Raw genomic sequence first — 13,399 nt, forward strand, 5'->3', positions numbered from 1 at the left:
CCGCAGGCGTTAATAAGGTGCCCTTCCTTACACCTCGGGCGGGTGCCAGCTCACGCCGCGCAGGAGTTGCCCGGCCCCCAGCCAGGCGGCGTTCATCATCCGGGTCGCGGTCTTCTCCGGGTCGGCGTCAGGGTGGTCCGCGAGCCAGTCACCCAGCGACTCGGTCGCCCCGACCAGGGCGTACGCGACGACTTCCCACTCGGTCTCGGCAGCGGTACGTCCCTCGGCCCGCAGCGCGTGGTCCAGCATCCCGGCGACCACCTCGACCATCCTGGCCCGCATCTGGGCCAGTTCCCGGGCGAACGGCTGCTCGGCGCGGGCCTGCCGGTAGAGCACCGACCAACCGTCCCGGTGTGCGCCGACGAAGCCGAAGAACGCCCGCAGGCCACGCCAGAGTCGTTCGTCGGCGGGCAGGTCGGGGACGGCCGCCCCGGCGATGGCCTCCATCATCCGGGTGCCCTCGCGGTGCAGGCAGGCGACGAAGAGTTCTTCCTTGGTGCCGAGGTACGCGTAGACCATGGGCTTGGAGATGCCGGCGTCCTCGGCGATCTCGTCCATGCTGGCGCCGTGGTAGCCGCGCCGGGAGAAGACCCGCACGGCGGCGTCGAGCATCTGCTGCTCGCGTACGGCCCGGGGGAGGCGCTTGAAGGCGGGTGTCGCGGACACCTTGCGAGCATACCTACTGGTGCGTAGGGTTACGCCTGAGTAACCACTGTTCGAGAGGTGCGTTCCATGACTGACTTCGACCCGGCCAACTTCGCCAACATGGGCCCGAAGGAGTTCGCCCAGCTCGTCAAGAGCACCCCGGATAGCAAGCTCGCCGAGATCATGTCGGGCGACCTGCGCGGAAAGATCCTCGGTGAGGTCTTCCGGCGACTGCCGCAGATCTTCCGCGCGGACCGGGCCGGTTCCACCAACGCGGTGATCCACTGGAACATCACCGGCGCCCCCGACGGCGGCACCGACACGTACGAGGTGGTCATCGCCGACGGCACCTGCACGGTCAACGAGACCCCGCAGCACGAGCCGCGACTGGCCCTGACGCTGGGCCCGGTCGAGTTCCTGAAGATCGTCTCGGGTGGCGCCAACCCGGTCATGATGTTCATGACCGGCAAGCTCAAGGCAAAGGGTGACCTGGGGCTGGCCGCCAACATCGCCAACCTCTTCGACATCCCCAAGGCCTGAGATGGTCGAATTCTCGCTCGACCTGAACGAGGAACAGCGGGATCTGCGCGACTGGGTGCACGGCTTCGCCAGCGAGGTCGTGCGCCCGGCCGCCGCCGAGTGGGACGCCCGGGAGGAGACTCCCTGGCCGGTCATCGGCGAGGCGGCCAAGGTCGGCCTCTACGGCTTCGAGTTCCTCGCCACCTGCTGGGCCGACCCCACCGGGCTCTCGCTGCCGATCGCCAGCGAGGAGCTGTTCTGGGGAGACGCCGGCATCGGGCTGAGCATCTTCGGCACCTCGCTCGCGGTCGCCGCGATCTATGGCAGCGGCACACCCGACCAGCTCGTCGAGTGGGTGCCGCAGTGCTTCGGTGACGTCGACTCGCCGGCGGTCGCCGCGTTCTGCTCCTCCGAGCCGGAAGCCGGTTCGGACGTCTCCGCGATGCGGACCCGGGCCGAGTACGACGAGGCGACCGACGAGTGGGTGCTGCGCGGCCAGAAGGCGTACGCCACCAACGGTGGGATAGCCGCCGTGCACGTGGTGACCGCCTCGGTCGACCCGGAACTGGGCTCGCGAGGTCAGGCCGCGTTCGTCGTACCGCCCGGCACCGCCGGCCTCTCCGCCACCCGCAAGCTGCGCAAACTCGGCCTACGGGCATCTCACACAGCGGATGTCTTCCTCGACGACGTGCGGGTGCCCGGCCGGTGCCTGCTCGGCGGCCGGGAGGCGCTGGAGGAGCGGCTGGCCCGGGCCCGGTCCGGGCAACGCGCCTCCGGCCAGGCCGCGATGCGGACGTTCGAGCTGTCCCGACCCACCGTCGGCGCCCAGGCGCTCGGCGTGGCGCGGGCCGCCTACGAGTACGCCCTGGACTACGCCCGGGAACGGGTCCAGTTCGGCCGCCCGATCATCACCAACCAGGCGGTCGCCTTCGCGCTCGCCGACATGAAGACCGAGATCGACGCCGCCCGGCTGCTGGTCTGGCGGGCCTCCTGGATGGGCCGGAACAACCGGCCGTTCACGGCGGGCGAGGGGTCGATGTCCAAGCTCAAGGCCGGCGAGGTGGCGGTGGCGGTCACCGAGAAGGCGGTCCAGTTGCTCGGCGGGGCCGGCTTCCTCCGTGACCACCCGGTCGAGCGGTGGTACCGCGACGCCAAGATCTACACCATCTTCGAGGGCACCTCCGAGATCCAGCGCCTGGTCATCTCCCGGGCGATCTCCGGGATGCAGATCCGCTGACGTCCGGCCGTCCGACACGGACGGCCCCCGGCCGGTGCTCCCTACGTGAGCGCCGGCCGGTTCCACGTGGGCGAACCACGCCGCCAGCAGGCAAGATCGGAAGGGTGGGCATCGGGCTGCGGAAGGAGAACTCCGGGCATGGGACTGCCGTTCGTCGTCACCACGTTGACCCGGCGGGGCCTGCTCACTCCGGGCCGGCCGATCCGGGTGGCCGCCCAACTCCACGCGCTGCGTACCTGGGGTTGGAGTCTTGCCGGTGAACTACGTCAGGCGGCGGCCCGCGATCCGGACCGGATCGCGATCGTCGACGAGCACGGCACCGAACTGACCTACGCCGACCTGCTCGACCGCTCGATGCGGCTGGCTCGCGCGTTGCGCGCCGGTGTCGGTGTGCAGGCCGGCGACCGGGTCGCCGTGCTCTGCCGCAACCATGCCGGACTCGTCGAGTCGATCGTCGCCGCCACCCTGCTCGGCGCGGACGCCGTACTGGTCAACACCGGTCTCTCCGCCGCGCAGTTGGCCACCGTGGCGCAGGAGCAACGCATCCGGGTGCTGGTGCACGACGACGAGTTCACCGAGCGCACCCTCGGGCTCCCCGCCGACCTGCACCGCCTCGACGAACGGGCCCGCGAGGACCTGATCGTCACCGCTCTCGCCGGTGAGCTGCACCCACCCGACCGTGACGGCCGGATCATCGTGCTCACCTCCGGCACCACCGGGACGCCCAAGGGCGCCCGCCGGCCCATCCCCAACGGTTTCGGTCCGTTGGTGTCCATCATCGACCGCATCCCGATGCACGTTCGGGACCGCGTCCTCATCGCCGCGCCGGTCTTCCACACCTGGGGGTACGCCGCCCTCCAGGTCTGCTTCGCGTTGCGGGCCACGATCGTGCTGCACCGACGGTTCGACCCGGCCACCACCCTGGACGCCCTGGTCCGGCACCGCTGCCAGGCCCTGTTCGCGGTGCCGGTGATGCTGCAACGGTTGATGGAGGTGCCTGCGCCGGATCCCCGTCCGCCGCTCTCCGTGGTGGCCGTCAGCGGATCGGCGCTGCCCGGCGGTCTCCCGGCAGCCTTCATGGACACCTACGGCGACGTGCTCTACAACCTGTACGGCTCGACAGAGGCGTCCTGGGCCTCCATCGCCACCCCCGTCGACCTGCGTACCGCGCCCACCACCGCCGGACGGCCACCGCACGGGACCCGGCTCGCGATCGTCGACGACGATGGCGAGCCGGTGCCCAGCGGCCGGGTCGGCCGGATCCTGGTCGGCAACGACATGCTCTTCGAGGGCTACACCTCGGGCGCCGACCGGGAACGCCACGACGGCCTGCTGGACACCGGCGACCTGGGCCGGATCAACGCCGACGGACTGCTTTTCGTCGACGGCCGAGCCGACGACATGATCGTCTCTGGTGGGGAGAACGTCTTCCCGGCCGAGGTGGAACAACTCCTCGCCCACCTCCCACAGGTACGCGAGGCCGCCGTCATCGGTGTCCGCGACGCGGAGTACGGCCAGCGGCTCACCGCGTTCCTCGCGCTGCACCCCGGCGAGACGCTCGACGCCGAGGCGGTCCGCGAGTACGTGCGGCACTACCTCGCCCGGTTCTCCGTCCCCCGCGACGTCGTCTTCGTCAAGTACCTGCCCCGCAACGCCACCGGCAAGGTGCTCACCCGGGAACTACGCCGCTACTACGGCTGACCGCTCCCGCAGCGTCAGCTGGCCAAACGGCCGGCATCGAGCAACTTTGGCACCTTAAGTTCGATAGGTCTGAATGTTCATGGGATTCTCATTCGTCTCGTCCCGTTGACCACATCCCATCGCCCTCTGTCTAATTGGCGACAGCGATGAGTCCGTCCACAGTTGACTACGGGGGAGGAACGACGAATGGCATCCACGAGCCGTGACGAGGAGGCCGACCAGGGAGAGAGGGCACGGGAACATCTGCATCCTGTGCACGCCACCTATCTCACCACTGCGATGGCGCTCCTGACCGTGCTGCTGTTGGCGGTTCTCGGCGGTTGCAGCAAGACCGACGGTACGGCCATCGCCGGGATCGCGGCGGTAGGAACGATCATGACGGCCGCGTTCGGCGTCGCCGCCGTGTATGCCCGCCGACCGTCCGGCCCCCGGTCCGGCAGCCGTCGTGACGACACGCCGGGGCGATGACCGGGCAGCACCCCGCCTGGACGGATGGCAGGACACGTGTATCCGAGATGCTGGATGTAAGGAGGGGTCCCCTGCTAACGCCTACGGCATAGCAGGGGACCCCTCCTTACACGACAGCTCAGCGTTCGCTGACACGACCTATCGCGGCGGCGACTCCGCTGACCCGGTCGGCGAGCAGGCCGAGCGCGCCCACCGCGCGGTCGACCGGATCGTCGCCGCCCCCGCCCAGTGCCTTCGAGCGCTGGAAGGCGTCCTTCACCTCGACCCACCGGGCGGCCTGTTCCGGGGTGAGCCGGCCACGCAGCTCGGCGAGCTTGAGCAGGTTCGCCTCCGCACCCGCCGCGAGCGTCTGCGCCTCGCCCAGGTAGTGGTCGTCGATCACCGCCTCCAGCTCCTCGTCGGTGAGCACCGGCACGATCCGCTCGGCGAGCTTGTTCATGTTCCGGTAGGAGCCCTGGAGCTGGAACTGCGGCTCGGTGCGGGCGTCGTCGGACTGGGCGGCCGAGGCGATGTACGCCTGGTTGTTGGCCAGCACCACCTGCTGCACCCGCAGCATCTTGCGCAGCACCGACACCATCTGTTCCAGCTCCACCGGCTGGTACGGGTGGGAGAGCTGGTCGGCACGGACCGAGTCGTCCCCGCGTGCCATCCGGACCAGCAGCTCCAGGTCGCCCCGGTCCCGCCCGGAGAGCGGTGCCAGCACCGGGTTGGCGGTGAGCGCGTTCTCGATGTAGCTGAGCGCGAACGCCTCCTCCCGCCCGGAGAGCACGTCACCGAGGTTCCACACGTCGGCCCGGTTGGCGAGCATGTCCGGGATCCGGAACCGCTTCCCCGACTCGGTGTACGGGTTACCGGCCATGCAGACCGCGAACCGCTTGCCGCGCAGGTCGTACGTGCGGGTGCGGCCCTCCCAGACACCCTCCATCCGGCGCTGCCCGTCACAGAGCGAGATGAACTTCTGCAACAGCTCCGGGTTGGTGTGCTGGATGTCGTCCAGGTAGAGCAGCACGTTGTTGCCCAGCTCCAGGGCGAAGGAGATCTTCTCGACCTCCTGCCGGGCGGTGGCGTCGGGCGCCTCGGCCGGGTCCAGCGAGGTGACCTTGGTGCCCAGGGCCGGCCCGTTGACCTTGACGAAGACCAGTCCGAGTCGGCTGGCGACGTACTCCATCAGGGTCGTCTTGCCGTACCCCGGCGGTGAGATCAGCAGCAGCAGGCCGGACTGGTCGACCCGCTTGCCGTCGCCGGTGGCACCGAGCTGCCGGGCCAGGTTGTCGCCGATCAGCGGCAGGTACACCTCGTCGAGCAGCCGGTTGCGGACGAAGGCGTTCATCACCTTCGGCCGGTACTCCTCCAGCCGCAGGCGGTCCCGCTCGGCGTCCACCAGGGCGTTGCGTCGCCGCTGGTAGTCCCGGTACGCGGGGACCAGGTCGGTGCGGAACGTCCGGGTCCGGGCCAGCATCTCGTCCAGCCGTACGTCGAGCGTGGAGCCGTCGATGCGGGGGTGCGCGCCGAGCAGCCCGCCGACCGTCTCGGTCATCGTCGCCGTGCTGTCCTGCCGGGCCGGCTCCGCACCGCACAGCTCGACGGCGACCGCCTCCGGCAGGTCGTACCCGGACAGGTTGCCGTCGTCGGTGGCCAGGAACGCGGTCAGCCACGCCTCCACCAGCTGGTGACGGCCGGCGAGGTCGTCACCGAGGGCCCGCAGGTCGTCGTCGAACTCGCGGGACGACCGCGACTGCGGGCCGCCGAGTGCCCGGCGGAACCGGTCCAGCAGGGCCCGCGCCCCGCCACCGGTGACGAACCGCACCGGCGGTGAGGACAGTTCCTCGAACAGGTACTCGCCGGCCACCGCCGTCCCAGCGGGCGGCACCGGGAGTCCGGCGGACCGCAGGAACGTCTCGGCCGCCTCGGCGAGCTGCGCGCCGAGCCGGTCGGCGGCGTCCTCCCCCTCGGGACGGCCGAACCGCTGCCGGGCGCGGGCCAGCGAGGCGGCCCGGGCGGTCCAGGCGGACCGGGTCGGCTCGTCGGTGCCGTACCGCCAGAACAACTGCGCGGCGGCCCGGTCGGCCGGCGGGTAACGCAGCAGCCCGGCACCGGCGTGCAGGCGCAGCAGCACCCGCAGGATCTCGGCGGCGTCGTGGTCGTGCACGCCGCGCTCGTACCCCTCGTCGTAACGGGTCTCGGCGATCCGCCGCACCAGGTCCCGCAGCCCGTTCGCGTCCACCGCCGCGGTGTGCAGCGCGTCCAGGGTGAGCCCGTCACGGCCCGCCTCGGCGGCGGCCAGGATCGCCGTGGCCAGGTACTCGGCCCGGTACACCTGCACCGACTCGGAGACCAGCAGCTGGTCCCAGAACCGCCGGGTCTGCTGGAACTCCTCGTCGCGCACCGGTGCGCGGTAGTCGGTGCCGGTCACCGCCACCACCATGCGGCCCTCGGCCGGCACGACCGCCACGTCCACCGGTTGCGTGTTCACCGCGAAGCGGTGCCGGCCCAGCCGGATCGTCTCGCCACCGTCGGCGTACAGGTCGAGGCGGTCGCGCAGACCGCGACCGGACTCCTGGCGAGCGGCCCGGATCCGGCCGTCCAGCTCCTCGGCCCGCACCGCGTCGCCGAGGGTACGCAGTTCCTCCACCACCGAGCGGAGCTTGCCCACCATCGGGTCGGCCGCGAAGTAGGTGTTGATCTCGTCCAGTGAGCCGAGCGTGCCGGCCCGCCGCTGCACGCTGACCAGGATCCGCTCGGCCGACCCGACCAGCCGGTCGGCCCGCCGGGACCGCTCGTCCAGCAGGGCCTGCTTGCGCGCCGAGAACGCCTCGTAGATGTCGGTACGCCGGGTCGACAGCTCGGTGAGGAAGTCGTCGAACTCGCCGAACCGGGACTCCAGCTCCTCCACGCGCAGCAGCAGCCGGCCGAGTTGCTCGTCGCAGCGTTCGGCGGTGTCCGCCGCCGCCAGCGCCCCGGTCACCGCCTGCCCGAGCAGGGCGAACTCGGCGGCGAAACCGGCCCGGCCCTCCACCGCGGCCAGTTCCTGGCGTCGCTTGTCGAGCACCGCCCGGGCCCGGTTGACCGCGCCCAGCACCTCACCGACCCGGCCCAGGATGCCGGTCCGTACGGTCGCGTCGGCGATGTCCAGCCCACCGACGACGTCGGTGATGGTCTGCAGGCCGTCGGTACGGGCGGCCAGCTCGTCGCGGACGGTGCCGGCCTCGGCCACGGTGCCGATCTCGGCGGCCCGCGCGGCGAGTCGATCCACCTCCTGCTGGTAGCCGGTGAACGCCTCGTCACGGCGGAGGAACTCGACCGCGCGTCGACCGGCGACCGACAGTTCCTCGTCCAGCCGGGCGGCCAGCTCGTCGATCCGGTCGTGGTCGACGTACCGCAGTTCGCGCAACGACTCCAGGTGTCCGCGCGCCCGACGCAACCCACCGAGCTGGGTGACCCAGTCGTCGGCGGTCAGCGGCGCCTCGCCCCGGGCCCGGCGGGCCAGCGAGGCGATCTGCTCGGCGCTCTCGTCCAGCTCGGCGCGGGCCTGCTCGGTGAGCGTACGGACCTTCTCGTGCTCCTCCAGCACGGAGGTGGCGGTACGCCGCAGACCGCTCAGCGGGGTGGCCAGGTCACCCAGCTCGTCCTCGCCGAGCCAGTGGAAGTGGTCGGTGATCCGGGCACAGGCCGCGATCAGCGCCTCGTACACCCCGGCGGTGGCGCTGCCCTGCACCATCCGCGCCGCCGAGAGGCAGTCCGAGATGCCGCGTACCAGGTCGGCGTTGCCGATCCGCTCCAGCGGACCGGTGCCGGCCGGCTGCGCCGCCGCGTACGCGTCGGAGACGTACGGCGTCTGCCAGATCTGCATCGGGTGGACCCGGGTCGGCTCCTCGGAGACGGCCCGGAACACCACGAGCGTGCCGTCGTCGAAGAGGGAGAAGCCGTGGCACGGGATCGGCGCGGCCACCTCCTTGCGGATCGCGTTGTACGGCAGCAGCAGCGAGCGCCCCTCGGCCCGGGCGTGGAAGACGTAGAGCACGTCCTCACCGTTCGGCGAGCGCACCACCCGCTCGAACTCCAGGTCGGCGACCTCGGTGTCGAAGGTGCGGGTGACGCCGGTGGCCAGGTGGTACCCGCCCGGGAAGATGATGCCGTGGTCCTCGGGCAGCCGCTGGCAGGCCACCCCGATGCCGTCGAGGCGGACCACCTCCCGGGTGAGCGTGTTGAAGACCAGGTGCCGCCACTGCGTCTCCTTGTACGGCAGGATCCGCAGCAGGATCAGCGGACCCACCCGGGCCCACTGCACGTCGGCGTCGGCCAGGCTCTGCAACGGCTCGTCCACCGGCTCGCTGTAGATGCCCTCGCCGACCTCGGTGTTGTTCTCCACCTTGACGGTCAGTGTGCCGCCCACCGTCTCGACGAAGACCTCGCCGTCGATGTCGATGTGCGGGTGCCGGCCGAGGACGTGGTCCTGCCGGGTCGTCTCGATCCACTCGAAGTCGTGGCTCGGCGGGAAGACGTGGTCCCGCTCCCCCCGGCTGTCCAGGTACTCCGGGATGCCGTCCACGCCGACCTGCCAGCGCAGCACCCGGATGTCCTCGGTACGCGGCCCGGTCTGGAACACCGCCAGCAGCCGGGCGTCGACCCGGCGCAGTTGCAGCAGACGCGCCTGCCGGTAGTAGCGGTACAGCTCGCTGAAGTCCCGGACGAACTGCGGGTGCCGCAGCAGGCCGGGCAACTCGTCCTGACCGGTCTCGTCGAACCGGAAGGCGACCTCCTCCGATTCACCCTCGCGCTGTTCGCGGGTGAATCGGTGCAGCGAGAAGACGTCGTCGACGGTCGTCTCCGGCTTCAGGCCGATGAAGACGTTGTAGCCGAACAGCATCAGCCCGCCGACCGGGACGAGGTCCCGGGGCACGCAGTTGTGCTCCGTACGGATCCGCTCGGTGCTCAGCAGCCGCAGCTCGGTGCTGCCGAAGACCTCCAACCGGCGGGCGTTGAGCGACTCGGCCCGCCGGGCCAGCTCGGCGGCCTGCCCGGCGAGGCGCTTGCGCAGCACCTCGTAGCTGCCGTCGTCCAGCCCGGACCGGTTGGCGCCGTCCGACACGACCTCGGCCGGATCGGGTCCGTCGCCGGACCGGCCCGCCGGGGCCGGCCCGGCGGCACCGGGCATACGCCCGGTGGTCGCCGGACCGGCGGTCGGCTCACTCACCGGCGGGCTGCCGCGAACCGGTGAGGGCGGCGACCGGGGTGTCCGCCACACCCAGGCGCTGCGCGGCCTTCAGCAGCTCCTGGAGCTTGCCCTTGTCGGCACCGCCGGAGCGCATCTGCTGCGCCAGGAACGCCGACAGCGTGAGGTTCTGCACGTCGGCGGTGTTCAGCGAGCCGATCATCCGGGTCAGGTCGTCGGTGAAGCTGGCTTTGCCGTCCAGCCACGGTTGGGCGAGGTTCTTCGCCACGTCCGAGTGGGCCACGAAGCTGTCCACGCTCTTGCCGAACGAGATCGAGCTGAGCAGCCGGTCGAAGAAGACACTGTCCCCACCGACGATGTCGATGTTCGCCTTCTCCAGACCGGTGGAGACCAGGGCGGCCTGTGCCTCGGCGACCTGCCGCTGGGTGTCCAGCCCGGCGAGCCGGACCTCCTTCTCCAGTTCCAGGCGCAACCGGTACTCCTCGTGCTCGCGGGTCGCGTCGTCCAGCGCGGCCATCGCGGCGGCCTTCTCGGTGAGACCCTCGGCCTCGCCCTTCAGCTTCTCGCGCACCGCGTCGGCGGCGAGCAGCGCCTTCTCCCGCTCCACCGCGACCTCGGCCCGGCCGACCTTCTCGATGGCCTCGGCACTGCGCTCCTTGACCTGCACCTCGGCCAGGCCGGCCGCTGCGGTCTCGGCCTGGACTCCCTCGGCCAGCCGGATCTTCGCCCGGGCGTCCAGTTCTGCGGCCTGCTGCCGGGCCTCGGCCAGCACCAGTTCCTCGCGGGCCTTGTACTTCGCCGCCGCCTCGGCGGCCTCCGCCGCCTTGATGTCCTTGACCAGGCTCTCCTGCGCCTCGGCCTCGGCCTGGATGACCACCGCCTGGCGGGTCCGCTCGGCCTCCTCGACCACGCGCAGCCGCTTGATGTTCTCCTCCTGCTCGGCCACGGTCTTCTCCACCGCGATCCGCTCCCGGACAACCTCGGCGATGGCCCGCTTCTCGGCCTCCACCTCCTTGTCCTTGGCGATCGTGCTCAGCTCGGTCTCCCGCTCCCGGCCGATCACCTCCAGCATGCGGTCCTTCTCGATCCGCTCGGTCTCGATGGCGATGACCCGCTCGCGGTTCTTCTCCGCGACCGCGATCTCCCGCGCCCGGTTCTCGTGCTGGACGCCCAACTGCTCGTCGGTACGGATGTTCGCCGTCTCGGCCCGCAGCCGCTCCTCGGCGCGTACCCGGGTGGTCTCGGCCTGCTCGCGGGCCCGCACGGTCTCGATCTCGCGCTGCTGCTTGGCCTCGGCGTCGGCCTGCCGCCGCTCCAGTTCGAGGATCGCCTCCTTGGCGTCCACGTTCTGGCGGGTGATCTCCTTCTCCTCGCTGCGCCGGAACTCGTTCGTCCGGACGTGCTCCTGCGTGGTCAGCTCGGTGATCTTCCGGATGCCCTGGGCGTCGAGGATGTTCTTCGGGTCGAGCTGCGACATCGGCGTCTGCTCGAGGAAGTCGATCGCCGCGTCCTCCAGGCTGTAGCCGTTGAGGTCGGTGCCGATGACCCGGATGATCTGGTCGCGGAACTCGTCACGCTTGGTGTAGAGGTCGACGAAGTCGAGCTGCTTGCCGACGGTCTTCAGCGCCTCGGAGAACTTCGCGTTGAACAGCTCCTGGAGCGTCTCCCGGTCGCTGGCCCGCGCGGTGCCGATCGCCTGCGCCACCTTGATGACGTCCTCGTTCGTCTTGTTCACCCGGACGAAGAAGGTGATCCGGATGTCGGCCCGGATGTTGTCGCGGCAGATCAGACCCTCGTTGCCGGTCCGTTCGATGTCGATCGTCTTGACCGAGATGTCCATGATCTCGGCCTTGTGCAGCACCGGCATCACCACCGCGCCGGTGAAGGTCACGTCGACCCGCCGGATCTTGGAGATGATCAGCGCCTTGCCCTGCTCGACCTTGCGGAACAGCCGACTGACCATGAACACCACGCCGAGCGCGACGAGCAGGACGACGGCGAGGAGTACACCGATTCCGGTGGTGATCACTTCCATGGTTGGGCGCGCGGACGGCGGCAGCCGGCGACGGGGCCGGGGCGGGGCGCCGCGCATCCTCCTTTCGAGGGGATACGTCAGGGGCAGCGTGGCGGGCGGGCCGGACGAAGGGGGTTCGCACCGACCGCCTCGGGCGAGGTCGGGGTGATCCGCGCGGAAGCGGACTCACCAGGGGCGATTACTCGGGGGCATGTCTCAGGGGGTCGAAGGTGGGCCCGGCGGGCATCACCCAGAAGAACTCACCCTCGGTGTCGTAGTCGTAGATCAACGCGGAAGTGCCGGCCGTCATCTTCTCGTCGCCCGGCTGCCGGACCTGCACCACGGCCGACGAGCCGTCCGCCGCCGTCACCTCGGCCTGACCGAAGTCGGCGGTGACCGTACCGGTCCGCACCACACAGAGGCGGCCGACGAAGGTGTTACGGCTGGCGTCCGAATCGGTCGGGAAGAGGCGTCCCAACGGCACCGCGACCAGCCGGGTCACCGCGTACGCGCAGAACGCGGCGGCCAGCAGCACGCCGATCGAGACCGCGATCCGGGTGCCGGCGCCGAGCCCGATGCCGTCGAGCAGCGCGGTACCGGCCAGGCTGACGAACCAGGCCACCGCGACGAGCAGGGAGAAGATGATCGCACTGGGTACGCCGCCGAGCCCGAGACCGGCGAGGAACGTACCCGGTCCGCCGTCGACGTCCAGGTCGTCGCCCAGATCCAGCACCCCGGTCAGCACCAGCAGCCAGTAGCCGACGACGACCACGAGCAGGAAGCTGAACAGCACGGTGGGGAAACTGAGTGCCGTGCCGAGAAAGCCGGTCACCTTGTCCTCCTCCCCCGCACCCGGCGGCCCGAGCAGGCCACCGGCACGATGATCGTGACACGGGATGTCAACCGCACGGTCAGGGCCGATCGGCCGGTCCACCCGGTCTGACCGGCCAAGATCAGCCCAGGTTGGCCGTCACGAGAGCGTCCAGCGTCGCCGCACGGACCTGCGGCGTGTCCCCGGTCACGGAAACGAACAGGGTACGCCCGTCGGGAAGCCACGCCGACAGGTAGGCCGTCGAGGTCGCCACGTCGTCCGTGGCCAGCACCTGCGCCGCAGTCGCCACGGTGACCTCGCGGGGCACCCCGGGGAGCCCCAGCGCCGCCTCGAAGTCGAAGACCGCGACCACCCGGATCACCGGGCCGTCCCCCTCGTACGCCACCCGGTCGCCGGTCGGCACCGCCTGCGGACGCGCCATCCGCAGCACCGCCTCGGCGGGGTCGGCCGGCCGCAGATAGGCCGGCAGGCCACGTAGTTCGGGCACGGTGGGACTGACGGGCGCCGCGACCGGCGACGCTGGTGCCGGTCGACCGGCCGTCACCACGGTGAAGACCCCCAGGCCGACCACCGTGCAGAGCGCCAACGCCACGGCGACGGCCTGGACCCGGCGACGACGACGCAGGCGGGCCCGCACCGCCGGGAGCGGATCCGGACCCGACATACCCCCGCCGGGCCCGCCGTCCCAGACCTCCCGAAGAGCATCCCGGACGTCGGTCATCGCGCCACCTCCCGATCGACTCCGGTCATGCCGTCACATCCCGATCGGCTCCGGCCTCCGGGAACGGCTCCGGTCATCGCGCGGCCTCG

General features: G+C 70.9%; 9 protein-coding genes. 4 read left to right on the plus strand and 5 right to left on the minus strand.

Annotated elements, in window-relative coordinates; genetic code table 11:
• Positions 1 to 27 precede the first annotated feature (27 nt).
• Positions 28 to 666: a TetR/AcrR family transcriptional regulator gene (locus ACFYTT_RS10120; protein ID WP_387258494.1), complete on the minus strand. Its 639-nt coding sequence runs from the start codon at positions 664 to 666 to the stop codon at positions 28 to 30.
• A gap of 66 nt (positions 667 to 732) precedes the next feature.
• Here ACFYTT_RS10120 and ACFYTT_RS10125 point away from each other — a divergent pair, with 66 nt between their 5' ends.
• The 4 genes from ACFYTT_RS10125 (at position 733) to ACFYTT_RS10140 (ending at position 4,570) form a co-directional block, all read left to right on the plus strand.
• Positions 733 to 1,185, plus strand: coding sequence for an SCP2 sterol-binding domain-containing protein (locus ACFYTT_RS10125; RefSeq protein WP_131054696.1), 453 nt, complete (start codon positions 733 to 735; stop codon positions 1,183 to 1,185).
• 1 nt (position 1,186) lies between these two features.
• A complete protein-coding gene (locus ACFYTT_RS10130; RefSeq protein ID WP_131054695.1) occupies positions 1,187 to 2,401 on the plus strand; it encodes an acyl-CoA dehydrogenase family protein in 1,215 nt (404 codons plus the stop codon).
• A gap of 138 nt (positions 2,402 to 2,539) precedes the next feature.
• Positions 2,540 to 4,102 (plus strand): AMP-binding protein, encoded by a 1,563-nt coding sequence (locus tag ACFYTT_RS10135; RefSeq protein WP_131054694.1) that lies wholly within the window; start codon positions 2,540 to 2,542, stop codon positions 4,100 to 4,102.
• 186 nt (positions 4,103 to 4,288) lie between these two features.
• Positions 4,289 to 4,570, plus strand: coding sequence for a hypothetical protein (locus tag ACFYTT_RS10140; protein ID WP_131054693.1), 282 nt, complete (start codon positions 4,289 to 4,291; stop codon positions 4,568 to 4,570).
• Positions 4,571 to 4,688: 118 nt separating this feature from the next.
• Here ACFYTT_RS10140 and ACFYTT_RS10145 read toward each other — a convergent pair whose 3' ends face one another.
• The 4 genes from ACFYTT_RS10145 to ACFYTT_RS10160 form a co-directional block, all read right to left on the minus strand.
• Positions 4,689 to 9,764 (minus strand): DNA repair ATPase, encoded by a 5,076-nt coding sequence (locus ACFYTT_RS10145; protein WP_387258497.1) that lies wholly within the window; start codon positions 9,762 to 9,764, stop codon positions 4,689 to 4,691.
• Complete coding sequence (locus ACFYTT_RS10150; protein WP_176092256.1) at positions 9,757 to 11,778, minus strand: flotillin family protein; 2,022 nt, start codon at positions 11,776 to 11,778, stop codon at positions 9,757 to 9,759. The genes ACFYTT_RS10145 and ACFYTT_RS10150 overlap by 8 nt, the downstream gene beginning before the upstream one ends.
• A 178-nt stretch (positions 11,779 to 11,956) precedes the next feature.
• Positions 11,957 to 12,589: an OB-fold-containig protein gene (locus ACFYTT_RS10155; RefSeq protein WP_176092255.1), complete on the minus strand. Its 633-nt coding sequence runs from the start codon at positions 12,587 to 12,589 to the stop codon at positions 11,957 to 11,959.
• A 121-nt stretch (positions 12,590 to 12,710) separates the two neighbouring features.
• Positions 12,711 to 13,310: a hypothetical protein gene (locus tag ACFYTT_RS10160; RefSeq protein WP_387258499.1), complete on the minus strand. Its 600-nt coding sequence runs from the start codon at positions 13,308 to 13,310 to the stop codon at positions 12,711 to 12,713.
• Positions 13,311 to 13,399 lie beyond the last annotated feature (89 nt).

Origin of the sequence: Micromonospora sp. NPDC003816 (assembly GCF_042874705.1) — a bacterium.
Taxonomy (GTDB): Bacteria; Actinomycetota; Actinomycetes; order Mycobacteriales; family Micromonosporaceae; genus Micromonospora.

What these genes read in the sequence shown, in the direction of transcription:
- ACFYTT_RS10125 (WP_131054696.1), top strand. Translation starts at nt 733, where the DNA reads ATGACTGACTTCGACCCGGCCAACTTCGCCAACATGGGCCCGAAGGAG.
- ACFYTT_RS10130 (WP_131054695.1), top strand. Translation starts at nt 1,187, where the DNA reads ATGGTCGAATTCTCGCTCGACCTGAACGAGGAACAGCGGGATCTGCGC.
- ACFYTT_RS10135 (WP_131054694.1), top strand. Translation starts at nt 2,540, where the DNA reads ATGGGACTGCCGTTCGTCGTCACCACGTTGACCCGGCGGGGCCTGCTC.
- ACFYTT_RS10140 (WP_131054693.1), top strand. Translation starts at nt 4,289, where the DNA reads ATGGCATCCACGAGCCGTGACGAGGAGGCCGACCAGGGAGAGAGGGCA.
- ACFYTT_RS10150 (WP_176092256.1), bottom strand. Translation starts at nt 11,778, where the DNA reads ATGGAAGTGATCACCACCGGAATCGGTGTACTCCTCGCCGTCGTCCTG.
- ACFYTT_RS10160 (WP_387258499.1), bottom strand. Translation starts at nt 13,310, where the DNA reads ATGACCGACGTCCGGGATGCTCTTCGGGAGGTCTGGGACGGCGGGCCC.